This is a genomic window from Sphingorhabdus sp., assembly GCF_044239045.1.
Taxonomy (GTDB): Bacteria; Pseudomonadota; Alphaproteobacteria; order Sphingomonadales; family Sphingomonadaceae; genus Sphingorhabdus_B.
In genome coordinates this window covers 18,357-40,288 of sequence record NZ_JBIICD010000006.1, presented here as the reverse complement: position 1 = coordinate 40,288, position 21,932 = coordinate 18,357, and the positions used below count along the sequence as shown (strand labels likewise).

21 protein-coding genes are annotated in these 21,932 nt (G+C 55.8%); 15 read left to right on the top strand and 6 right to left on the bottom strand.

What is annotated here, in order from left to right:
* Window positions 1-22 precede the first annotated feature (22 nt).
* From rbfA to ligA, 9 genes are all read left to right on the top strand, one after another.
* Window positions 23-451 carry a 30S ribosome-binding factor RbfA gene (rbfA, locus tag ACILP4_RS03680; RefSeq protein ID WP_395619394.1) on the top strand — a complete coding sequence of 143 codons (429 nt, stop codon included), beginning with the start codon at window positions 23-25 and terminating at the stop codon, window positions 449-451.
* Window positions 451-1,032 carry a thymidine kinase gene (locus ACILP4_RS03675; protein ID WP_395619393.1) on the top strand — a complete coding sequence of 194 codons (582 nt, stop codon included), beginning with the start codon at window positions 451-453 and terminating at the stop codon, window positions 1,030-1,032. The genes rbfA and ACILP4_RS03675 overlap by 1 nt, the downstream gene beginning before the upstream one ends.
* A gap of 6 nt (window positions 1,033-1,038) precedes the next feature.
* Window positions 1,039-1,941 (top strand): tRNA pseudouridine(55) synthase TruB, encoded by a 903-nt coding sequence (gene truB, locus ACILP4_RS03670; RefSeq protein WP_395619392.1) that lies wholly within the window; start codon window positions 1,039-1,041, stop codon window positions 1,939-1,941.
* Between the two features lie 16 nt (window positions 1,942-1,957).
* A complete protein-coding gene (rpsO, locus tag ACILP4_RS03665) occupies window positions 1,958-2,227 on the top strand; it encodes a 30S ribosomal protein S15 (protein WP_296201403.1) in 270 nt (89 codons plus the stop codon).
* Window positions 2,228-2,428: 201 nt separating this feature from the next.
* Complete coding sequence (gene pnp / locus ACILP4_RS03660; RefSeq protein WP_395619391.1) at window positions 2,429-4,750, top strand: polyribonucleotide nucleotidyltransferase; 2,322 nt, start codon at window positions 2,429-2,431, stop codon at window positions 4,748-4,750.
* A 172-nt stretch (window positions 4,751-4,922) separates the two neighbouring features.
* Complete coding sequence (locus ACILP4_RS03655; RefSeq protein ID WP_395619390.1) at window positions 4,923-5,717, top strand: outer membrane protein assembly factor BamD; 795 nt, start codon at window positions 4,923-4,925, stop codon at window positions 5,715-5,717.
* A 4-nt stretch (window positions 5,718-5,721) separates the two neighbouring features.
* On the top strand, window positions 5,722-7,377 hold the full coding sequence (gene recN, locus ACILP4_RS03650) for a DNA repair protein RecN (RefSeq protein WP_395619389.1): 1,656 nt from the start codon (window positions 5,722-5,724) through the stop codon (window positions 7,375-7,377).
* Complete coding sequence (locus ACILP4_RS03645) at window positions 7,374-7,937, top strand: hypothetical protein (protein ID WP_395619388.1); 564 nt, start codon at window positions 7,374-7,376, stop codon at window positions 7,935-7,937. The genes recN and ACILP4_RS03645 overlap by 4 nt, the downstream gene beginning before the upstream one ends.
* 29 nt (window positions 7,938-7,966) lie before the next feature.
* The gene (ligA, locus tag ACILP4_RS03640) at window positions 7,967-9,982 is read left to right on the top strand and encodes an NAD-dependent DNA ligase LigA (protein ID WP_395619458.1); all 2,016 of its coding nucleotides are present in this window, start codon (window positions 7,967-7,969) and stop codon (window positions 9,980-9,982) included.
* Window positions 9,983-9,992: 10 nt separating this feature from the next.
* Here the strand turns inward: ligA and ACILP4_RS03635 are convergent, their stop codons facing one another.
* Together ACILP4_RS03635 and ACILP4_RS03630 are read right to left on the bottom strand one after the other, a co-directional pair.
* Entirely contained in the window at window positions 9,993-10,973 is a 981-nt protein-coding gene (locus ACILP4_RS03635) for a 50S ribosomal protein L11 methyltransferase (protein WP_395619387.1), read from the bottom strand.
* Complete coding sequence (locus tag ACILP4_RS03630; protein WP_395619386.1) at window positions 10,963-11,655, bottom strand: SDR family NAD(P)-dependent oxidoreductase; 693 nt, start codon at window positions 11,653-11,655, stop codon at window positions 10,963-10,965. Before ACILP4_RS03630 ends, ACILP4_RS03635 begins: the two co-directional genes overlap by 11 nt.
* Before the next feature lie 163 nt (window positions 11,656-11,818).
* Between ACILP4_RS03630 and sdhC the strand changes: the two genes are divergently transcribed.
* Genes sdhC through sdhA form a run of 3 tightly spaced genes read left to right on the top strand, consistent with a single transcriptional unit; the run spans window position 11,819 to window position 14,453 of the window.
* Entirely contained in the window at window positions 11,819-12,262 is a 444-nt protein-coding gene (gene sdhC, locus ACILP4_RS03625; protein ID WP_395619385.1) for a succinate dehydrogenase, cytochrome b556 subunit, read from the top strand.
* The gene (gene sdhD / locus ACILP4_RS03620; RefSeq protein ID WP_395619384.1) at window positions 12,262-12,651 is read left to right on the top strand and encodes a succinate dehydrogenase, hydrophobic membrane anchor protein; all 390 of its coding nucleotides are present in this window, start codon (window positions 12,262-12,264) and stop codon (window positions 12,649-12,651) included. The genes sdhC and sdhD overlap by 1 nt, the downstream gene beginning before the upstream one ends.
* Complete coding sequence (sdhA, locus tag ACILP4_RS03615) at window positions 12,651-14,453, top strand: succinate dehydrogenase flavoprotein subunit (RefSeq protein ID WP_395619383.1); 1,803 nt, start codon at window positions 12,651-12,653, stop codon at window positions 14,451-14,453. The genes sdhD and sdhA overlap by 1 nt, the downstream gene beginning before the upstream one ends.
* Before the next feature lie 261 nt (window positions 14,454-14,714).
* Here the strand turns inward: sdhA and ACILP4_RS03610 are convergent, their stop codons facing one another.
* Window positions 14,715-15,701 carry an LLM class flavin-dependent oxidoreductase gene (locus tag ACILP4_RS03610; protein ID WP_395619382.1) on the bottom strand — a complete coding sequence of 329 codons (987 nt, stop codon included), beginning with the start codon at window positions 15,699-15,701 and terminating at the stop codon, window positions 14,715-14,717.
* 80 nt (window positions 15,702-15,781) lie between these two features.
* On the opposite strand from ACILP4_RS03610, the gene ACILP4_RS03605 reads away from it, so the two are divergent.
* Window positions 15,782-16,393, top strand: coding sequence for a LysE family translocator (locus tag ACILP4_RS03605; protein WP_395619381.1), 612 nt, complete (start codon window positions 15,782-15,784; stop codon window positions 16,391-16,393).
* Here ACILP4_RS03605 and ACILP4_RS03600 read toward each other — a convergent pair.
* Window positions 16,390-17,538, bottom strand: coding sequence for an alpha-hydroxy acid oxidase (locus tag ACILP4_RS03600; protein WP_395619380.1), 1,149 nt, complete (start codon window positions 17,536-17,538; stop codon window positions 16,390-16,392). The genes ACILP4_RS03605 and ACILP4_RS03600 overlap by 4 nt on opposite strands.
* Window positions 17,539-17,702: 164 nt before the next feature.
* On the opposite strand from ACILP4_RS03600, the gene ACILP4_RS03595 reads away from it, so the two are divergent.
* Complete coding sequence (locus tag ACILP4_RS03595; protein ID WP_395619457.1) at window positions 17,703-18,488, top strand: 3-hydroxybutyrate dehydrogenase; 786 nt, start codon at window positions 17,703-17,705, stop codon at window positions 18,486-18,488.
* Window positions 18,489-18,588: 100 nt separating this feature from the next.
* Here the strand turns inward: ACILP4_RS03595 and ACILP4_RS03590 are convergent, their stop codons facing one another.
* Together ACILP4_RS03590 and ACILP4_RS03585 are read right to left on the bottom strand one after the other, a co-directional pair.
* Window positions 18,589-18,747 (bottom strand): hypothetical protein, encoded by a 159-nt coding sequence (locus ACILP4_RS03590; RefSeq protein WP_395619379.1) that lies wholly within the window; start codon window positions 18,745-18,747, stop codon window positions 18,589-18,591.
* Window positions 18,748-18,759: 12 nt separating this feature from the next.
* On the bottom strand, window positions 18,760-20,361 hold the full coding sequence (locus ACILP4_RS03585) for an isocitrate lyase (protein WP_395619378.1): 1,602 nt from the start codon (window positions 20,359-20,361) through the stop codon (window positions 18,760-18,762).
* A gap of 149 nt (window positions 20,362-20,510) precedes the next feature.
* Between ACILP4_RS03585 and ACILP4_RS03580 the strand changes: the two genes are divergently transcribed.
* On the top strand, window positions 20,511-21,926 hold the full coding sequence (locus tag ACILP4_RS03580) for a short-chain fatty acyl-CoA regulator family protein (protein ID WP_395619377.1): 1,416 nt from the start codon (window positions 20,511-20,513) through the stop codon (window positions 21,924-21,926).
* Window positions 21,927-21,932: the final 6 nt, after the last annotated feature.

Genomic DNA, 21,932 nt, shown 5'->3' with positions numbered 1-21,932 from the left:
TCGGTCCTGAACAGGGAATATCATGGCTAAGCATAATGATACGGGCCCCGAAGGCCGATCAGTCCGCCTGCTACGGGTAGGGGAGCAATTCCGGCATATATTGTCGGAGCTGCTCGCGCGCGGTGAGGTGCATGACGATGTCCTTAATAGCCACAGCGTCAGCGTTACCGAAGTGCGCATGTCTCCGGATTTGCGCCATGCCACGGCCTTCATTAAGCCGCTGCTTGGGGTGAATGAGGCGGTGGTGCTTAAGGCATTGCGCACGAATACAGCGTTTTTCCAAAAGGAAGTCGCCGCGCGGGTCAGCATGAAATACGCGGCAAAGCTGAAGTTTCTCGCCGATGACAGTTTTGACCAGGCAACGCATATCGAAACTTTATTGAGCGCGCCCAAGGTCCAGCAGGACTTGACTGAGGATGAAGCAGACGCGTCAACTGGCGATGCGGTGTAATGGCAAAGCTGTATTTTTATTATGCCTCAATGAACGCGGGCAAATCGTCGACTTTGCTACAAGCTGCGTTCAACTATGGCGAACGGGGTATGAAGGTCATGCTCTGGACGGCGGCTATTGATGACCGCCCCGGCTATGGCGCGATTAGCTCGCGTATTGGCCTTGCGGGTGATGCCAGCCGCTTTGACTCAACAACCGATATTGAAAAAGCGGTGCTTACCCAACACACCAAAACGCCATTGGCTTGCGTATTAATCGACGAAGCGCAATTTCTGAGCAAGGAACAGGTTTGGCAAGCGGCGGCGCTTGCCGACAAGGCTGGAATTCCTGTTGTGTGTTACGGCCTGCGTACGGATTTCCAAGGCGAGCTGTTTCCGGGTTCCGCCGCCTTGCTTGGCATAGCGGACAGTCTGGTTGAGCTAAAGGGCGTCTGCGATTGCGGCCGTAAAGCCACGATGAACTTGCGTGTGGACGAGTTTGGAAAAGCAGTTGTCGACGGCGCGCAAACCGAAATTGGCGGCGATGACCGCTATATAGCCATGTGCCGCAAGCATTTTAATGAGGCGCGGGCAGGACGATAGCCCCGCATGCATGGCTGGATCATCCTCGATAAACCGCTTGGTCTGGGTTCAACGCAGGCGGTGGCAGCGGTAAAGCGCAATTTGCGTGAAGCTGGCTTTGGCAAGGTCAAGGTTGGTCATGGCGGAACGCTTGACCCTTTGGCAACGGGCGTTTTGCCCATTGCTTTGGGCGAAGCGACCAAATTATGCGGCCGTATGTTGGACGCATCAAAAACCTATGACTTTACGATTTGCTTTGGGACGGAAACCAGTGGTTTGGATGCCGAGGGGGAGATTGTTGCGACCTCTGTCCATCGTCCGAGTTTGGCGCAAGTCGAAGCGGCGCTAGGCCATTTTACAGGGCCCATTGAACAAATCCCACCTGCTTATTCCGCAATAAAGATCGATGGCAAGCGCGCCTATGATTTGGCGCGGGCAGGTGCGGTTGTTGAGATGAAATCGCGGGCTGTGATCGTGCATGATCTGTGTATCCATCCCGATGTGACGATTGGCGGGTTGGAGGCTGTCACACTCACCGCCAATGTCTCAAAAGGTACTTATATCCGAAGTCTTGCGCGGGATATCGCTTATGCTGTCGGCACTGTTGGCCATGTGTCGATGCTGCGCCGCACGCGCGCCGGACCGTTCGACTTGGAAAGCGCGATTTCGCTGGACAAACTGAATGCATTCGGCCAAGGAGCCGCTCAAGAAGACATTATCTTGCCGATAGAGGCAGGGCTGGTCGACATCCCGGCTCTTGATCTCTCCCCGGAACAGGCAAGGGCGGTCCAACAGGGCCGCGTCTTGACCGGGATTGCCATGAAAGATGGGCTACATTGGGCGAGGGGCGCAGATTTGCGGCCTATAGCGCTGGTGCAGAACGTCGACGGGATTTTAAAAACCGTCCGTGGCTTTAACCTAACTCCATGATGTTCGAAGGAAAAATATGTCTATTACTGCAGAACGTAAAGCCCAGGTCATCAAAGAGCACGCACGCGAGCCTAACGATACCGGATCACCAGAAGTGCAAGTCGCAATCCTGACCGACCGTATCAATGCCCTGACATCCCATTTCAAAGACCATCACAAGGACAATCACTCGCGTCGTGGTCTTCTTCAAATGGTTAACAAGCGTCGTTCGCTCCTCGACTATCTGAAAAAAATTGATGGTGCGCGTTATGCGGCCCTCATCGCGAAGCTCGGCCTTCGCAAATAAATTCACTCTCGGCCCGCCTCGGCGGGCCGTTTGCGTTTTGCGCCTCCGAAAAATGAATTTCGGGTGCGCATGAAAAGGGCATTTCAGCAATGAGGCTGGACTGTCATCGGGGCTTCAAAATGCCCCATCCGCGGCGGATCGGTATTTCCGCAACTCAAGAGGCCCCGCATCGCATTGGGCATGCGGGTCAAAGGAAAATATATGTTTAATACGAAGACTGTATCAATCGAGTGGGGCGGACAAACCCTGACACTCGAAACGGGCAAGGTTGCCCGTCAAGCTGACGGCGCTGTTATGGCATCGCTCGGCGAAACTGTTGTGCTTTGCGCGGTTACCGCCGCAAAGTCTGTGAAAGATGGTCAGGATTTCTTCCCGCTCACCGTTCACTATCAAGAAAAATATTCCGCAGCTGGCCGTATTCCTGGTGGCTTTTTCAAGCGTGAACGTGGGGCGACGGAAAAGGAAACTTTGGTTTCCCGTCTGATCGACCGTCCACTCCGTCCGCTGTTCCCTGAAGGTTTCTACAACGAAATCAACGCAATTGCGCAAGTTCTTAGCTATGATGGCGAGAATGAGCCTGATATTTTGGCACTTGTTGCCGCGTCGGCCGCAATGACCATTTCGGGCGTTCCATTCATGGGCCCAATCGGCGCCGCACGCGTGGGTTACCTGAACGGCGAATATATCCTGAACCCAACCGATGAACAGGTTGCCGAAGGTGATCTCGACCTCGTTGTGGCTGCGACTTATGACGCGGTGATGATGGTGGAATCCGAAGCCAATGAGCTTTCGGAAGAAATCATGCTGGGTGCCGTCCTGTTTGCGCATGATGCTTGCAAGGAAGTCGTAAAGGCCATTATCAAGCTTGCTGAGCAAGCCGCGAAAGAGCCTTGGGCCATGGCAGAGCAGGCTGATTTGTCAGCCGCTAAGGATAAGCTGAAGAAGCTTATCGGCAAGGATATCGCCGCTGCGTACAAGTTGACCGACAAGTCGGCGCGCAGCAACGCGTTGAACGCGGCACGCGCAAAGGCAAAGGAAGCATTTGTTGATGCTGCGCCTCAGGATCAGCTTGCCGCTGGCAAGTTGATGAAGAAGCTGGAAGCTGAAATCGTTCGTGGCGCCATCCTTAAGGACGGCACGCGTATCGACGGACGTACCACCTCGCAAATCCGTCCTATTCTGGCAGAAACGCATTTCTTGCCACGTTCGCACGGTTCGGCCTTGTTCACCCGTGGTGAAACGCAGACTATCGCAACCTGCACCTTGGGCACCAAGGATGCAGAGCAGATGATCGATGGTCTTGGTGGTCTGCATTATGAAAACTTCATGCTGCATTACAACTTCCCACCCTATAGCGTTGGTGAAGTTGGTCGCTTTGGCGCACCAAGCCGCCGCGACATCGGCCATGGTAAGCTTGCATGGCGCGCGCTGCACGCTGTGTTGCCAAGCAAGGAAGAGTTTCCTTACACAATCCGTATCACCAGCGACATTACCGAATCCAATGGTTCGTCGTCGATGGCATCGGTTTGCGGCGGAAGCCTTGCGATGATGGACGCTGGCGTTCCTATCAAGCGCCCGGTTTCGGGTATTGCGATGGGCTTGATCCTTGAAGGCAAGGATTTCGCAGTCCTGTCGGATATCTTGGGTGACGAAGATCATCTTGGCGATATGGATTTCAAGGTAGCTGGTACGTCCGAAGGTATCACCACGATGCAGATGGACATTAAGATTGCCGGCATTACCCGCGAAATCTTTGAAGCTGCATTGAACCAAGCCAAGGAAGGCCGCGCGCATATCTTGGGTGAAATGGCCAAGGCATTGGGCGAAGCCCGCGGCGAATTGTCCGCACATGCTCCACGTATCGAGACGATGCAGATCGACAAAGCGAAGATCCGCGACATCATCGGTACCGGCGGCAAGGTCATTCGCGAAATCGTTGCGACCACCGGTGCGAAGGTCGACATTGATGACGAAGGTCTTATCAAGATTTCGTCGTCCGACATGTCGCAAATCGAAGCGGCGCGTAAGTGGATTTCGGGCATCGTTGAAGAAGCAGAAGTCGGTAAGATTTATGACGGTAAGGTCGTCAATCTCGTTGATTTCGGTGCATTCGTAAACTTCATGGGTGGCAAGGACGGTCTCGTCCATGTCAGCGAAATGCGCAATGAGCGTGTTGAGAAGGTTACGGACGTCGTCAGCGAAGGCATGGACGTTAAGGTCAAGGTTCTCGAAATCGACCCACGCGGCAAGGTGCGCCTGTCGATGCGCGTCGTTGATCAGGAAACCGGTGAAGAGCTTGAAGACACACGCCCGCCCCGCGAAAAGAGCGAGCGCAGCGATCGTGGTCCCCGTCGTGAAGGCGGCGGTGGTGGACGCGGTGAAGGCCGTGGCGACCGTGGACCGCGCCGTGATGGCGGACGGGGCGAAGGCCGCGGCGACCGTGGCCCACGCCAAGAGCGCTCAGAAGGCGAAAACAAAGGCGGGGGCGATCCCGACCATGTGCCAGCTTTCTTGAAAGATTAAATCCGTAAAGGATACCAAAGGAAAGGGGCGGCTTCGGCGGCCCCTTTTTTGTACCCCTTTGGGCAATAATTCATCGCCGATACAGAATATTTCCGCCACGCTGTTTGCGTGTTTATGCGCCGTGCCAAGCAAAAGGCTTGGCGGGGCGGGCAAGATTATCTAGGGAACATCCATGAACAAAAAATTCCTTCTGCCCGTCGCGGTATTGGCCGCATCTTCCCTGCTTTCCGGTTGCGCTATGCTCGGTCTAGGCGGCGGCGGGGCAAAGCCGGGTAGCAACACCCGTTATGTCGCGCGTGACGTCAATACACTCTATACGGCTGCCAAGGATAAGCTTGATAACAAGCAATATGAAGTCGCCGCGGCGTTATTTGACGAGGTTGAGCGTCAGCATCCATATTCGCCATGGGCGCGCCGGGCGCAGCTTATGAGCGCCTTTAGCTATTATATGGCGCAAAAATATAATGAGTCGATCCAATCATCGCGCCGTTTCTTGTCGATCCATCCGGGCAATAAGGACGCGTCTTACGCATATTATTTGATCGCTTTGTCTTATTATGAGCAGATCAGCGACGTGACTCGTGACCAGAAGATTTCGGAGCAGGCACTCGCCGCCTTGGGCGAGGTGCAACGCCGTTACCCGAGTTCGCGTTATGCGTCGGATGCCACGTTGAAGATTGACCTTGTCCGCGACCATCTGGCCGGCAAGGAAATGGAAATTGGCCGTTTCTACCAACGCCGTGCTTTGTGGCTCGCGTCATCAGTGCGCTTCCGTGAAGTGGTCGATAAATATGATACGACAACGCATGCACCAGAGGCTCTGTACCGTCTGACGGAAAGCTATCTGGCAATGGGCGTTCCGGAAGAGGCGAAGAAGGCAGCGGCTGTTTTGGGCGCCAACTATCCCGGCAGCGAATGGTATCAGCGCGCCTATGACCTGATGCAGAAGAACGCGCCCGCCGCGTAATGCCATGCTAACGGGGCTTTCGATCCGCGACGTCGTGCTGATCGAGGCACTGGACTTGGAATTCGCAGGCGGTCTTGGCGTACTCACGGGTGAGACCGGGGCAGGTAAATCGATATTGTTGGATGCACTTGGCCTTGCCCTTGGTGCGCGCGCCGATAGTGGCTTGGTACGCTCTGGTGCGGACAAGGCACAAGTTACGGCGAGTTTTGAGGCTTCGGGCCATGTCGCGGCATTCCTTGCCGACAATGACATCGATATCGACAGCCATGAGCCTTTAATCATCCGCCGCTCGGTGAAGGCCGATGGCGGTAGCAAGGCGTTTATCAACGACCAGCCTTGTTCAGCCGCATTGTTGCGAGAACTTGGCGCGGCCTTGGTTGAGATCCACGGCCAACATGATGATCGCGGCATGTTGAACCCGCGCGGGCATCGCGGGCTATTGGACGCCTTTGGCCGCAGCGATACCGCAACCGTGTCCGCCAATTACGCCGCGTGGCAGGATGCCAAATCGCGCTTGGATATTGCGCGTGAAGCGCTCGAAAACGCAGCGCGCGACCGTGAATGGTTGGAACATGCAGTGGCCGAACTTGCCGCATTTCATCCACAACCCGGCGAAGAAGAGCAACTCGCGGGCGAGCGGTCCGACATGCAAAAAGGCGAACGCATTGCCGAAGACCTGAAAGCGGTGCTGGAGAGCTTTGACGGCCCGAAGAGCGGCATGGCGCTGATCCGCGGCGCGGCGCGCAAATTGGACCGTCTGGCTGACGCGCACCCGTTACTGGCCGAGGCGCTGACCGCATTGGACCGCGCGGTGATTGAGGCGAGCGAGGCCGAAGATAAGTTGAACGCCGCCGCACGCGCGATTGAATATGAGCCTGCACGGCTTGACGAGATTGAGGAGCGCTTGTTTGAGCTGCGCGCATTGGCCCGTAAGCATAATATTGCGCCAGACGGAATTATCGCGCTGCAGGATAAACTGACGGCGCAGTTGCAATCGATACAGGCAGGCGGTGAGGGATTGGCCGTGTTGGAGGCGGAGGTCGCGGCAAAGCACAGTGCCTATGTCGAATCCGCAAGCGCATTGTCGGCGGTCCGTTCGGCGGCTGCGGTCAAACTGGACGCTGCCGTGAAGAATGAACTGGCGCCATTGAAGCTCGATGCGGCGCAATTTCAGACCGCGGTTGAGAGACTACCCGAAGATCGCTGGACGGCTTATGGCATGGACCGCGTCGAGTTTCTGATTTCGACCAACCCCGGTGCGCCTTTTGCGCCTTTGGCGAAGATCGCGTCGGGCGGGGAATTGTCGCGTTTCATCCTCGCACTGAAAGTTGCTTTGGCCGAAGAGGGCGGGGCCGCCACAATCATTTTCGACGAAATCGACCGGGGCGTTGGCGGCGCGGTCGCTGCCGCGATTGGCGAACGCCTTGCGCGTCTTGCGACCCGTACACAATTGCTGGCTGTTACGCACAGCCCGCAGGTCGCCGCTAAAGGAAAGGCGCATTATTTCATCGCGAAATCGAGCCAAGGCACGGTGACTCGGACAGGTGTAACCTTGCTGGATACCGAAGCACGCCGCCAAGAAATTGCGCGTATGCTGTCCGGTGCAGAAATAACAGATGAGGCAAGAGCACAGGCCGTGCGCCTATTGGAGACTATATGAAGAAATTTGGATTTTTCGTCGCTTTGTCGGCCAGCGCCTTTGCAGCGCCGCAAGTTGCTGCGCAACCGGTAGATCAATTCTTCGCGGAGATGTCCGCGCTGTGCGGCAAAAGCTTCAACGGCAAATTGGCCGCCGGCGACGATAGCGACGCCAGCTTTGCCACGGCCAAGATGCAGGCACATGTCCGGACCTGCACCGACCGCGAAATCCAGATATCGTTCGACGTTGGCGAAGACCGCTCGCGCACATGGATTATCACGCGCACAGACAGCGGCTTGCGGCTGAAACATCGCCATATGTTGAAAGATGGAACAGAAGATCCTGTGTCACAATATGGCGGCGACACGGCGCAGCCGGGAACGACGACGCGTCAGGAGTTTCCCGTGGATGCGTATTCCAAAGCGATGTTCACCAAAGAAGGCCGTACAGTGTCGAATACGAACATTTGGGCATTCGAAATCGATCCGGGCCAGACATTAACCTATGAACTGGCACGCCCCAACCGTCTGTTTCGCGTGGCGTTTGATGTAGCCCATCCTGTCGCTGGAGTGGCTGAGTGACATCTGAGGCGGATGCTGCCAACGAGCTGATGCGCTTGGCGAAACAGATTGCGTACCACAATAAGCGCTACCATGCGGAAGATGCGCCTGAAATTTCCGACGCGGAATATGACGCCCTCGTGCGCCGTAACAATGAATTAGAGGCGGCCTTTCCGCATCTCATTCGCGCCGATAGCCCCAACACCCAAGTGGGCGCTGCTGTCGATGGGTCGGGTCTCAAAAAGATTACCCACGCCAAAAGGATGATGAGCCTCGACAACGCATTTGCGGCGCAGGATGTGCACGACTTTGTCACGCGGGTGCGGCGGTTCTTAAACTTGGGGGCGGACGCAGAGGTTGCGTTGACGGCGGAAGACAAGATTGACGGGCTTTCGCTCTCACTGCGTTATGAACATGGGATACTCAAACAAGCTGCGACGCGCGGTGACGGCAGCGTGGGGGAGGACGTAACCGCTAACGTCGCTTATATCGCCGACATCCCGCAAAAACTGAACGGTGACATTCCTGCGGTCTTCGAGATACGCGGCGAAGTCTATATGGCGAAATCCGATTTTGTCGCGATCAACGAAGTACAACTGGCAAAGGGTGGAAAGCTGTTCGCCAACCCGCGCAACGCGGCGGCGGGGTCATTGCGGCAAAAGGATGCGAAGGTTACCGCATCGCGGCCCTTGCGCTTTCTGGCGCATGGCTGGGGTGAGGTACGCGCGTTGCCCGCCGATACGCAAAGTCAGGTGATGGCAGCGATTGCCGCTTGGGGCGTGCCGATTTCACCCTTGCTGCGCTGCTTCGACCACACCGATGACGTCCTTGCGCATTATGCGGATATAGAACGCCGCCGCGCCGATTTGCCTTATGATATTGATGGCGTCGTCTACAAGGTTGACCGCTTGGAATGGCAGGAACGGCTTGGCTTCGTCGCCAAATCGCCGCGCTGGGCGATTGCGCATAAATTCCCGGCAGAGCGCGCGGAAACGACGTTGGAGCAAATCGATATACAGGTTGGTAGGACGGGCAAACTTACGCCGGTTGGCCGCCTTACGCCGGTCACCGTTGGCGGTGTAGTGGTGTCCAACGTGACACTGCACAATCGTGACGAAATTGCGCGTTTGGGGGTGCGTCCGGGCGACCGCGTGGTCGTGCAAAGGGCAGGGGATGTGATCCCACAGATTGTTGAGAACCTCTCGCGTGAAACCGAGCGTGTGGTTTATGCATTTCCCGCAATATGTCCGGAATGCGGTTCCGAAGCGGTAGCCGAAGAAGGCGAAGTCGACGTCCGTTGCACCGCTGGCCTGATTTGCCCCGCGCAACGGGTGCAGCGGCTTATCCATTTTGTCAGCCGCGGCGCCCTCGATATTGAGGGGCTGGGCGAGAAAACCATCCAAGAATTTTTTGATCTGGGTTGGCTGGAAAGCCCCGCAGATATTTTTCGCCTTCGCAATCGCCGCGCTGACATTTTGGCACGCGATGGCTGGCAGGATAAGTCTGTGGATAACCTGTTGGCAGCGATTGAGGCAAAGCGTGCGCCTGATGGCGCAAAGCTGCTCTTTGGTTTGGGTATTCGCCACATCGGAACGGTCACTGCACGGGATTTGTTTAAAGCGTTCGGATCCGTCGCGGAAATCGGCACGGTCGGCTTAAGGCTTGCGCAGGCGGATGAAACGGCGATTGCGGATGTTACCGCCATCGACGGGGTCGGGGTTGCGGTGGCCGAGGCATTGGGTGACTTCTTCCATGAACCGCATAACCTGTCTGTTTGGACCGACCTTTTGAACGAAGTCAGTCCGCCCGCTTATGTTTCCAACATTCGCGAAAGCGCGTGGACAGGCAAAACGATTGTCTTCACTGGAAAACTGGAGACGATGAGCCGCGATGAAGCCAAAGCGCAGGCCGAAGCACTAGGCGCAAAAGCCGCTGGTTCGGTGAGTGCCAAAACCGATCTTGTGGTCGCGGGGCCCGGTGCCGGGTCAAAGCTGAAACAGGCCACCGCGCTCGGTATTCAGGTTATTGACGAGGCCGAATGGGCAAATATCGTCCAGAGCGCCTAATGCTGCTTTTCTACCATGTTCCGAAATCCCCGGGTGGTTGGCTGGTGCGACCATTGGCGCGGACGGGACGTTTCCAACCATAAACGCGCCGCTTCACTAGCCATAGGCACGGCCAGTCACCGCAATCAACGCGCTTTTGAAGCCGAAAGCCGTGCAGCCGATAAGCACGTAACACCGCTTCTGCCTGCGTATTCAAGAGCCCCGCTAATATCAGCGCGCCACCATCGTCGATGATCTGAGCAATGGAGGGAGCAAGCTCTATCAAAGGACCGGCCAAAATATTGGCCGTCACAAGGTCGTAGGGCGCCCGTGAGGCGATAAGTGGGTGTGCGGTACCTTCTGCTGCGCAAAGTGCAAGTTGCCCCTGAGAGACGCCACAGGGCACGTTATTGACCCTTGCATTATCTGCGGTCACATCGACGCTGATTGGATCAATGTCCGACGCCGTCAAATAGGCCTTTGGCCAAAGGCTATGTGCGGCAAAAGCAAGCAAGCCCGTGCCCGTGCCAATATCGGCGATTACGTCGAACCGCTTGCCAGCTCGTTTCATGCTGTCGAGCATCATCAGGCACCCGCTGGTGGTTTCATGACCGCCCGTGCCAAAGGCGCGGCTTGCCTCAATCAGGAACGGCGTCGCGCCTTCGGGTAAATTGCCCTTGTTGGAACTGGTGTGAACGTAGAAACGGCCCGCATGGACGGGGTTTAAACCTTGTTGGCTCATCACGACCCAGTCAGCGTCGGGGAGCTTTTCGACGACTGGCTTTGTGTTGGCTGCACTGTTTAAGCGACCTTGGATGGCCTTGATAACTGCCTTCGTTGGTTTACCTGCGAAATAGGCATTTAACTGCCATTTATTGTCGTTAAACGCTTCAACCTCGTCCGCCACGATCGAAGGCATTGGGTCGAGCGAAGCCAGCCATTCATCGTCTTCATGTATAGCCTCCGCCTCTGCGCGGGTGCAGGGAAACTGCACTTTCCAATCATCGGACATAGCTGGCACCATTTACGTCAAGTACCGCGCCGGTCATCGATGGCGGCGCGTCTAAAGCGCAGAACTTCGCCATAGCCGCGACTTCTTCAGGGTCGGCGACTTTGCCCAAGGGAATGTCCGCCAGCAATTTATCGCCGCCGCGGCTTTCCAGATAATCTTCGGCCATGCCTGTCATCGTAAAACCGGGGCAGATAGCGAAGGCATAAATACCTTCTTTGGCATAAGCCCGCGCGATAGTTTTGGTCATCGCGACCATGCCCGCCTTTGATGCGGCATAATGCCAATGGGCGGGGCTATCGCCGCGATGTGCGGCGCGACTGGCGATGTTGACGATGCGGCCAGACCTGCCATTTTCCTGCCAATGCAGCACGGCGCGCCGGCACAAGTCCGCGCTGGCGGTTAGGTTAATCTGCATCGTGCGGTTCCAGCTTGCCAACCATTCGTCATCTGGTCGCACAACGGGGTTTGGTTCGAAGATGCCGGCATTGTTAATGAGGACATCAATGCGGCCGTCTAGGCTCTCAAGCGCCTTTGCCCAAAGCTGCCCGGGAACCGCTGGGTCATTCAGGTCACCATCCTTGCTGGACAATGCAACCAGCTTCGTAGTGGCAGGATCAAAGCTTGCGGCGATTGCTGCGCCAATTCCGCGCGAGGCACCGGTAATAAGAATATGCGTTTTCATCGCCGCTGCCTTTCACAGCGCAGATAAAATTTCAACTAAAGTTATTCCCTAAATTGGTGAACCGATTGCGCGTTTCGCACTGCGCGGGTCTTGCACGACCGCATGAATTGATTAAAGAGCATCGCAACGTCGACCGCTAGCAATTTTGAAGGACGCTGAAAACATGGCGAAAAACCCCAACCGACCACTATCGCCGCATTTGCAGGTGTATCGTTGGTCGCCGCAGATGGCCATTTCGATCTTCCACCGCGCGACAGGCTTTGTTCTCGCGACTGCTGGAATGATGACATTATTGTGGTGGCTGTCGGCCATTGGCGGTGGAGCAGAAAGCTATGCCACGTTCCAAGCATATGTCGTTTCGGCAGGCGCCGATGGCACAGCCTTTCAAGTCGCTAGCAACTGGTTCTTCCGCCTGGTCGCTTTGGCCGTGACTTTCAGCTTCTTTCAGCATCTGGCCTCGGGTCTTCGCCACCTCGTGCTCGATATTGGCGCTGGCTATGAATTGAAGACCAATCGCCTTTGGGCATCGGTTGCATTTGTCGCAGCCATTTTTGCAACTGCATTGGTCGCCCTGATTGTGGCATCGCGCTTTCTGGGAGTTTTGTGATGGACAGTAGAACAAATATCGGTCGCGTCCGCGGCCTTGGTTCGGCCAAACATGGCGGCGAACATTGGCTGAAGCAGCGCTTGACCGCGATTGGCAATATATTGCTGACCACTTGGTTTGCAGCGTCGTTGTTGATGATCCCAAGTTTTGATCATGCAGCGCTTGCGCAATGGTTGGCACAGCCTTTGGTTGCTGTTCCGATGATCTTGATGATTGCCAATATCTTCGCACATGCGCGTCTCGGCCTACAGGTGCTGATTGAAGATTATGTGCATGATGATGGCCTGAAATTTGCGGCCATGACACTTCTTAACTTTTACGTCATCGCCAGCGCCGTATTCGGCATTTTCGTTGTCGCAAAACTCGCATTTACCGGAGCTCCCGCCTGATGTCAGACGCTTATAAGATTATTGACCACACCTATGACACCGTCGTTGTTGGCGCTGGCGGGTCGGGTCTGCGCGCCACCATGGGCAGTGCGGAAGCTGGTTTGAAAACTGCTTGCATTACCAAAGTCTTTCCAACGCGTTCGCACACCGTTGCGGCGCAGGGCGGGATTGCGGCATCGCTGGGTAATAACTCGCCAGACCATTGGACCTGGCACATGTATGACACGGTTAAGGGCTCCGATTGGCTCGGCGACCAAGATGCCATCGAATATATGGTCCGTGAGGCGCCTGCCGCAGTTTATGAGCTTGAGCATGCGGGCGTGCCATTCTCGCGCAACGCCGATGGCACCATCTATCAACGGCCCTTTGGCGGGCATATGCAGAATATGGGCGAAGGCCCTCCGGTTCAGCGTACTGCCGCTGCCGCCGACCGTACTGGTCACGCGATGTTGCATGCTTTGTATCAACAGAGCCTGAAATATGACGCGGACTTCTTCATTGAATATTTCGCGCTCGACCTGATTATGGAAAATGGCGAATGCCGCGGCGTTATCGCCATGTGCATGGAAGATGGCAGCATCCACCGGTTTAAGAGCCATGCTGTCGTGCTGGCAACCGGCGGGTATGGCCGCGCTTATTTCTCCGCAACGTCGGCACATACCTGCACAGGTGATGGCGGCGGTATGGTCTTGCGCGCTGGCTTGCCATTGCAAGACATGGAATTCGTTCAGTTCCACCCAACGGGTATTTATGGCGCTGGCGTTCTCATCACCGAGGGCGCACGCGGCGAGGGTGGTTATCTAACCAACAGCGAAGGCGAGCGCTTTATGGAGCGTTATGCCCCATCGGCGAAGGACTTGGCATCACGCGATGTTGTCAGCCGTTCTATGGCGCTTGAAATGCGCGAAGGGCGCGGCGTTGGCGAACATAAGGACCATATTTACCTGCACCTCGACCATATCGATCCTGCGGTATTGGCGCAGCGATTGCCCGGTATCACCGAAAGCGGCAAGATTTTTGCTGGCGTCGATTTGACACGCCAACCTTTGCCTGTGACGCCAACCGTCCACTATAATATGGGCGGCATACCGTGCAATTATCATGGCCAGGTCGTCAATAAGGTGGGCGATGATCCCGAAGTCATCGTTCAGGGCCTCTATGCCGTTGGTGAAGCGGCCTGTGTTTCGGTACACGGCGCCAACCGTTTGGGGTCGAACTCCTTGATCGATCTTGTCGTGTTCGGCCGTGCAACGGGCTTGCATTTGAAGTCGTCACTGACCCCAGGCGCGCCGCACAAGGCATTGCCAGCGGACGCTGCGGATCTTGCACTGGCCCGCGTCGACAAGTTCCGCAATGCAAAGGGCGGATCGCCGACTGCCGAGATCCGTTTGCAAATGCAGCGCACAATGCAAAAGCATGCTGCTGTATTCCGCGACACCGCGTTGTTGGAAGAAGGCGTGGTCGAAATGCAAAAGGTCAACAAGCGTCTAACCGACGTCCATGTGACCGACCGCAGCTTGATCTGGAATACCGACCTTATCGAAACGCTTGAGCTCGATAATCTGATGGGGCAGGCGGTTTGCACAATCGAAAGCGCAAACAACCGCAAGGAAAGCCGCGGCGCCCATGCGCATGAAGATTTCCCTGAGCGCGACGACGCCAATTGGATGAAGCACACGGCTTCCTGGTTTGACGGTTGGGGCGGTTCCGGTGGTAAGGTCAAAATCGATTACCGCCCGGTCCATGATTATACGCTCACCGATGAGGCAGAGTATATTAAGCCAAAACCACGCGTGTATTGAGTTTTAGCTTGCCTGATCTTTAGATGATGCGTCGCCCCAGCGTAGGCTGGGGCCCATCCCGCGTTTCAGGTTAGCGCGTCGCGTGGTTGTGTAAACCGACAGACGCGATAGGCACCAGCCTGCGCTGGTGCGACGGTGGGTTGCGAAAATTAACCTAGCAAACCAATACCACGTCGCACCAGCGGAGGCTGGTGCCTATCACGTGGTGAAGGTTCACAGCTTAAATGTCCGCTTGAGCGGCAAAGCGGGAAACCTCACCGGTTAAAGGCGCCCAAAAACTTCTGCCGCAATCTCTAGGCTCCGCTTGCGCTTTTCATGGTCGAAGATTGAGCAGGCGACGATGATCTCGTCGGCCTGCGTACGCGCCTGAAACGCCTGCACCGCCGATTTTACGGTATCCGCCGCACCGATGGCGCTGGCGGACAAAACGTCATGCAGAGCAGATGCAAAATGCGGGGGCAGGGAAGCGACATAGCCTTCTACGGGTGGTGGCAATTGGCGCGGGTTGCCGGTGCGCAGCGCAACGAAGCTTTGCATCAATGAACTTGCCAAAAACTCCGCTTCCGCATCGGTATCGGCAGCGATGATGTTGAACGCGGCCATCGCGTGCGGCGCATCAAGCGCTGCGCTTGGGCGGAAATGGCTGCGGTAGATGTGCAGCGCCTCATCTAGCATTTGCGGCGCAAAGTGGCTGGCGAAGGCGAAGGGTAACCCCAAAGCTGCTGCGACCTGCGCGCCATAGAGACTGCTGCCCAAGATATAGATTTGCAGTTGGGCGCCTGCTCCCGGCGTTGCGACGATGCCGGTTTGGCCATCATCGGCGAAATAGCTTTGCAATTCCATCACGTCGCGCGGAAATGCATTGGGGTCGCTGTCGAGTGTCCGCCGGATTGCGGCGGCAACACGTTGGTCGCTACCGGGCGCGCGGCCAAGCCCTAGATCAATCCGCCCCGGATAGAGCGCGTCCAGCGTGCCGAACTGCTCCGCAATGACCAAAGGCGCATGGTTGGGCAGCATGATGCCACCTGAACCAACGCGGATTGTCTTGGTTGCCGCCGCAATATGCCCGATGACGACGCTGGTGGCGGCGCTGGCAATGCCACGCATACCGTGATGTTCGGCAACCCAATAGCGTGTGAAGCCAAGGTTTTCGGCATGCGCCGCTAGGTCAGCCGCATTGGCGAGCGCGCTTGCGACCGAGCCACCTTCGACAACAGGCACCAGATCAAGAAAAGAGAAGGATGTCATAGCGCGTAATTGGTGGCTTATCGCGCCAAAGCCAAGCGCAATCGACTATGTCTTCGTGGCGTGCGATATACGTTGGTGTAATGACAGAATTTTTCATGCCTTTCCTTGTGATGACAATATTGATCGAGCTAACCCCCGGTCCCAATATGGCGTGGTTGGCGTTGACGAGCGCGAGCGAAGGCAAAAGGTCTGGATTTGCGGCAGTAGCAGGTATTGCGTTGGGCCTCGCGATACTCGCTGCCGCATCGGCGATTGGGTTGGCAGAGCTAGCGACGCGCTCTCCCGCGATATTCAGCCTGTTGCGCTATGCCGGCGTCGCTTATTTACTGTGGCTGGCGTGGAGCACATGGGCGGGTAAAGATGAAGCCATATCGGATAGCATAAGCAAAAAAGCGCTCGGCGCTTGGTTTCGCCATGGGCTGTTGTTGAATGTGTTGAACCCCAAGGCAGCGGTTTTCTTCATAACCGTCCTGCCAGCCTATATAACGCAAAGTGCGCCCGTTGCGCCGCAAACGGCTTTGTTGTCCGCAAGCTATGTCGCGATTGCCACCTTCGTCCATCTCGTCATCGTTGCACTCGCCGCACAGGCACATGGATGGATATCCGCCGGGGACAGAGCGCGCATCGTCCGCCGTTTCTTTGCGGTCTTATTGGCACTTATCGCTATCTGGTTCCTGATGAGCTCAGCTTAGCGCCAGCGCAGCATGGAGCGATCAAGTTGCGCCGGTGATGTCACGCCCATCAGGCGCATATCCCGCGCAATTTCGTCACGCAATTTGCTGACAATGCGCTCGACGCCGGGCTGGCCAGCCGCTGCCAAGGCGCACAAATAGAGCCGCCCGCCCGAACAAGCGGTGGCACCCGCGGCTAGAGCCTTCAATACATGGCTTCCGCGCTGCACGCCGCCATCGCATATGATATCAATCTTACCGCCCACGGCATCCGCAATTTCGGCGATTTGATCGAACGGAGAACGTGACCCGTCCAACTGCCGTCCGCCATGGTTGGACACCATGATCGCGGTTGCGCCAATGTCGACCGCGCGTTTCGCGTCGTCAACGGACATAATCCCTTTCAGGCAAAATGCACCGCCCCAATCCGAGCGGACCTTTTCGGCCATTTTCCAGTCCATCGACGTATCGAGCATCGTATTGAAATACTCCGCAACCGATACTGCAACATTGGTGCCCGCATCGACATGCGTCTGCAAATTGGGCAGGGCGAATTTTTCGCGGAAAATGTAATTCAACGCCCATTGCGGGTGGATGGCATAGCTTAACACCGACGCGGGTGTGAAGCGCGGGGGAGAGGTAAATCCGCTGCGCAAGCATCGTTCGCGGTTTCCCGAAACGATGGTGTCTACCGTCAGCGCGATGGCATCGAACTTTGCCGCTTTGCAGCGTTCAATCATCGACGCGTTCAGCCCCTTGTCCTTATGAATATAGAGTTGGAACATTTTTGGCGTTTTGATGGTCGCGCCGATTTCCTCAATGCTGACGGTGGCAAGTGAGGAGATGCCGAACCAGGTATTATGCTGCTGCGCGACCGAAGCAACAGCACGCTCGCCTTGCCAGTGGAACAGTCGCTGCAAAGCGGTGGGGGACAGCATCAGCGGCATATCAATTCGCTGCCCCATCACGGTCACACCCATGTCGATTTCTGACACGCCCGCCAAGACATTGGGCACCAGATCGCAATCGTCAAATGCCGACGTGTTGCGCATCTTTGTGTGTTCATCGTCGGCAGCACCGTCGATATAATTGAAGATAGGTGAAGGCAGGCGCGACTTTGCCAGACGGCGGAAATCGGCGACATTGTGACAATCTTGTAAACGCATTTTAGGCTTATGACAGACCTTGCACATAAATGCATCTATTTGGGTTCTGCGCTTACAGGACATTCGGTCCTTGGTCGTTCCGCAGCACATTATCGAGATGGAACATTGCGTTTAGCGGAGCATTGCGCAAGACAAGGTCATCCTAAATGCAAAGGCAAGCTCCTATGTTCCTCGAAGGCAAAACTGCACTGATAACTGGTTCAACCTCCGGCATCGGCTTGGGCTATGCCCGGGCCTTAGCTGCACAAGGCGCAAATGTGATGATAAACGGTTTCGGCGACGCTGACCTGATACAAAGCTATGTCGCCGAACTCAGCAAGGTGAGCGGTAGAAAGGCGCATTATTCCGCGGCCGACATGACTGTACCCGACAGCATCCGGGCGATGGTGTCAGAATGCACCAACTTATTGGGTTCGCCTGATATTTTGATCAATAACGCCGGAATTCAGCATGTGGCACCGGTGGACGAATTTCCGGACGATAAATGGGACGCGATCATGTCGATCATCCTGTCCTCGGCATTCCACACAACTAAGGCGGCCTTGCCTGCGATGAAGGCCAAAGGATGGGGCCGCATTATCAACACTGGGTCAATGCACAGCCTCGTCGCATCGCCCTTCAAATCCGCCTATAATGCTGCCAAGCATGGCCTTGCCGGCTTTACCAAGACGGTCGCGCTTGAAGTGGCGACGCAAGGCATCACGGTGAACAACATCTGCCCTGGCTATGTCTGGACATCGTTGGTGGAAAACCAAATCCCCGATACTATGAAAGCCCGCGGGCTAACCCGGGATCAAGTGATCAACGATGTGTTGCTGGCCAATCAGCCGCAGAAGAAATTTGTGCAGGTTGAGCAATTGGCCGCGCTTGCGGTGTTTTTGTGCCGGGAAGAGGCGAGCGCGATTACCGGCACAAATCTTTCGGTCGATGGCGGTTGGACCGCGCAATAGCGGGGAACTTTTAGGGCCGTAGAAACAAAAAAACCGCCGACATTGCTGCCGGCGGTCAGGTGCTTTTCCTCCCCAGGAAAACTCTAGTAAATAGGACGGTTTATTTGCCGCCGGCGCTACCAAGGCGGTGATACAGCCGCGCGAATTTGACCGATTCAGGCTTGTCCTGAATGACTTCAAGATAATGCACCAATGCTTGCCTTAGAAGCGTCAGATCCTCAGTCGAAAGGACGGCGCGTGCGCGTGCTGGTTCACCCATTTCGATTGCTCCTTATGCGGCGTTGTTAAATTGGTTCATGGTATTGTCTTTACCGCCCGCCTTCAAAGCGGCTTCGCCTGCAAAATATTCCTTATGATCGTCACCAATGTCGGAACCCGACATATTCTGGTGCTTGACGCAGGCGATGCCTTGACGGATTTCCTTGCGTTGAACACCGGCAACATAACCAAGCATGCCCATTTCGCCGAAATAATCCTTTGCGAGATTATCGGTGCTCAGCGCCGCCGTGTGGTAGGTTGGCAGCGTGATGAGGTGATGGAAAATCCCAGCACGTTTCGCAGAATCGCGTTGGAAATTCTGGATGCGGACATCCGCTTCAATGCCAAGTGGCGTTTCGTCATAAGAGGCGCTCATGAGGTTTGCGCGATCATATGCAGAGACATCTTGGCCTTGCGCGGACCATGCATCAAATACTTGCTGGCGGAAGTTCAAAGTCCAATTGAAGCTTGGCGAATTGTTATAGGCGAGCTTTGCATTGGGAACGACCTCACGGATGCGGTCAACCATGCCGGCAATCTGTTCGATGTGCGGCTTTTCGGTTTCGATCCAGATTAAGTCGGCGCCATTTTGAAGCGATGTGATGCAATCGAGCACACAACGGTCTTCGCCCGTGCCGGAGCGGAACTGGAACAGGTTGGAAGGCAAACGCTTTGGACGCAGCAGCTTTCCGTTGCGGTTCAAAATGACATCGCCATTTTGCGCTGTGGCTGGGTCGATTTCTTCACAATCGAGGAAGCTGTTGTACAAATCGCCCAAGTCGCCAGCGGCAGTAGACACCGCAATTTGCTTGGTCAGGCCAGCGCCAAGCGAGTCAGTGCGGGCAACGATGATGCCATCCGGAACGCCAAGTTCGAGGAATGCGTAGCGGCAAGCGCGAATTTTCTGAAGAAAGTCCTCATGTGGCACGGTAACTTTGCCGTCTTGGTGACCGCACTGCTTTTCGTCCGACACTTGGTTTTCGATCTGGAGCGCGCAGGCACCTGCCTCAATCATCTTCTTTGCGAGCAAATAGGTTGCTTCTGCATTGCCGAACCCGGCGTCGATGTCCGCGATGATTGGAACGACATGGGTTTCATGGTTTTCGATCTTGTCCATGATAGCGGCGGCGCGCGCTGAGTCATTCTTTCCGCGTGCGTCATCTAAATCACGGAACAGGATGTTCAGTTCACGGCTGTCGGCTTGACGCAGGAAGGTGTATAATTCTTCGATGAGTGCAGGAACGCTGGTCTTTTCATGCATGGATTGGTCGGGCAGGGGGCCAAATTCGCTCCGCAATGCGGCAATCATCCAACCTGACAAATATAGATAGCGTTTCTTGGTGGTACCAAAATGCTTCTTGATGGAAATGATTTTTTGCTGCGCGATAAACCCGTGCCAGCAACCGAGTGACTGCGTGTATTGCGCTGGATCCGCGTCATAAGCAGCCATGTCTTCACGCATAATCTTCGCTGTATAGCGGGCAATATCGAGACCAGTCTGAAAACGGTTTTGCAACTGCATTCGCGCGACGGACTCGGCGCTAATGGAATCCCACGTTCCTTTATGCGCAGCAATTTGCGCGCTGTTTGTGGCTATCAGTGTCTGATATGACATGTTGTATTCCTTCGTTCGTGGGGTTCTATTTCCCCACTATTCCGACGCTTGCGTAGAAAAGCCGAGTCAATTTTGTAATATTTGTTGTGTTATCGTCGTAAAACTCTATCGTTTGTTTGTAATGTTGTAATATTATTGACAAGAGAGCGATGGCAGAAGAAAAACTATTTGCGGGACATGCCGTGCGCAGGATCCGCCGCGCTTATGGGCTGACCCAGGGAATAATGGCCGAGACGCTTGCGATTTCGCCCTCATATCTCAACCTGATCGAACGCAATCAACGGCCGTTGACAGCGACCTTGTTGTTGAAACTGGCGCAGTCCTATGACTTTGACCCGCGCACGTTGACTGGAACCACGCCCGGAGGCGGGGTTGACGCTATCCGGCGACGTTTAAGTGACCCGATGTTCGCAGATCTGGCGGTTGACCGTGCACAGGTCGAAGAATGGATCGCGGCTAGCCCGGATGCCGCTGAGGCGTTTGCACGGGCGTTTGACCGTCTTTCCGGTGGCTCGCACGGCGGGGCCAGCGCGGCAGCGGGCGGCGCGCAGATTGAACCAGAAGCCATTGCATCGGCGCGGCGCGAGATTGAACGTTGGCGCAACCATTTTGCTGATTTGGACTCTCAGGCCGAGACTCTTGCTGATGAATTGCGGCTCGCCAATGCGGACTTGTATGGCGCGATCACCGAACGGCTACGGGTAAAGCATCAGCTTTCTATACGCATTCTACCGTTTGACGTTATGCCCGACAGGCTCCGTCGCCTCGACCTGCACGCACGGCAGCTGCAATTGTCCGAGCTTCTTGACCCCGCAAGTCGCACCTTTGCCGCCGCGTTGCAGCTTGGCATGTTGGAAGCCAAAGCAGAGATTGATGCGCTTGTCGCTGGTGCATCTTTTACAGAACGAGCTGCCGAAAGGCTCTATCGCCGCCATTTGAGCAGCTATTTCGCCGCCGCGGTCATGATGCCTTATGCACGCTTTCTGCGGGCGTGCGAAGCAACTGGTTATGACATCATGCTTTTGCAGCGACGCTTTGGTGCTGGCTTTGAACAGATCGCCCACCGCCTGACGACGTTGCAGCGTGTCGGTCAACGCGGGCTGCCCTTTTTTATGCTGCGCATTGATAAGGCAGGGCAAAGCAGCAAGCGCTATGCTGGCGCAAGCGGGTCGCCCTTGGTTGCGACCGATCGGCGTTGTCCGTTATGGCATGTGCATAATGTATTTGCGCGGCCCGGAACGCTGCTGCCGCATCTGGTGGAATTAGAGGACGGCAGCCGCTGGTTCACTTTGTCCCGCGCAGTGCACCCGCAAACCGCGGTAAGCGGTGGCGTGGAGGCGGAGTTCGCGATTTGCCTTGGCTTGGACGCAAAACTCGCCGCACCTTTGGCATCTGCCCGTGGTATGGACCTGAAAAATGGAAAGGCGACGGCCATCGGGCTTGGCTGTTCGGCCTGTACGCGACCAGAATGCCCCCAAAGAAGTGCGCCGCCCACTGGACGGGTTCTGGTATTCAATGAACGCGAAAGAGGTATGTCGCCCTTTAATTTCGATCAGCTAGCATAAGGTCAA

Excerpts from the sequence above, each read along its gene's own strand:
- sdhC (WP_395619385.1), top strand. The coding sequence starts at position 11,819 with ATGGCGAAAAACCCCAACCGACCACTATCGCCGCATTTGCAGGTGTAT.
- truB (WP_395619392.1), top strand. The coding sequence starts at position 1,039 with ATGCATGGCTGGATCATCCTCGATAAACCGCTTGGTCTGGGTTCAACG.
- ACILP4_RS03645 (WP_395619388.1), top strand. The coding sequence starts at position 7,374 with ATGAAGAAATTTGGATTTTTCGTCGCTTTGTCGGCCAGCGCCTTTGCA.
- sdhA (WP_395619383.1), top strand. The coding sequence starts at position 12,651 with ATGTCAGACGCTTATAAGATTATTGACCACACCTATGACACCGTCGTT.
- recN (WP_395619389.1), top strand. The coding sequence starts at position 5,722 with ATGCTAACGGGGCTTTCGATCCGCGACGTCGTGCTGATCGAGGCACTG.
- ACILP4_RS03630 (WP_395619386.1), bottom strand. The coding sequence starts at position 11,655 with ATGAAAACGCATATTCTTATTACCGGTGCCTCGCGCGGAATTGGCGCA.
- rbfA (WP_395619394.1), top strand. The coding sequence starts at position 23 with ATGGCTAAGCATAATGATACGGGCCCCGAAGGCCGATCAGTCCGCCTG.
- ACILP4_RS03610 (WP_395619382.1), bottom strand. The coding sequence starts at position 15,701 with ATGACATCCTTCTCTTTTCTTGATCTGGTGCCTGTTGTCGAAGGTGGC.
- rpsO (WP_296201403.1), top strand. The coding sequence starts at position 1,958 with ATGTCTATTACTGCAGAACGTAAAGCCCAGGTCATCAAAGAGCACGCA.
- sdhD (WP_395619384.1), top strand. The coding sequence starts at position 12,262 with ATGGACAGTAGAACAAATATCGGTCGCGTCCGCGGCCTTGGTTCGGCC.
- ACILP4_RS03580 (WP_395619377.1), top strand. The coding sequence starts at position 20,511 with ATGGCAGAAGAAAAACTATTTGCGGGACATGCCGTGCGCAGGATCCGC.
- ACILP4_RS03600 (WP_395619380.1), bottom strand. The coding sequence starts at position 17,538 with ATGCGTTTACAAGATTGTCACAATGTCGCCGATTTCCGCCGTCTGGCA.
- ACILP4_RS03635 (WP_395619387.1), bottom strand. The coding sequence starts at position 10,973 with ATGTCCGATGATTGGAAAGTGCAGTTTCCCTGCACCCGCGCAGAGGCG.
- ACILP4_RS03655 (WP_395619390.1), top strand. The coding sequence starts at position 4,923 with ATGAACAAAAAATTCCTTCTGCCCGTCGCGGTATTGGCCGCATCTTCC.
- ACILP4_RS03595 (WP_395619457.1), top strand. The coding sequence starts at position 17,703 with ATGTTCCTCGAAGGCAAAACTGCACTGATAACTGGTTCAACCTCCGGC.
- ACILP4_RS03585 (WP_395619378.1), bottom strand. The coding sequence starts at position 20,361 with ATGTCATATCAGACACTGATAGCCACAAACAGCGCGCAAATTGCTGCG.
- ligA (WP_395619458.1), top strand. The coding sequence starts at position 7,967 with ATGCGCTTGGCGAAACAGATTGCGTACCACAATAAGCGCTACCATGCG.
- pnp (WP_395619391.1), top strand. The coding sequence starts at position 2,429 with ATGTTTAATACGAAGACTGTATCAATCGAGTGGGGCGGACAAACCCTG.
- ACILP4_RS03675 (WP_395619393.1), top strand. The coding sequence starts at position 451 with ATGGCAAAGCTGTATTTTTATTATGCCTCAATGAACGCGGGCAAATCG.
- ACILP4_RS03590 (WP_395619379.1), bottom strand. The coding sequence starts at position 18,747 with ATGGGTGAACCAGCACGCGCACGCGCCGTCCTTTCGACTGAGGATCTG.
- ACILP4_RS03605 (WP_395619381.1), top strand. The coding sequence starts at position 15,782 with ATGACAGAATTTTTCATGCCTTTCCTTGTGATGACAATATTGATCGAG.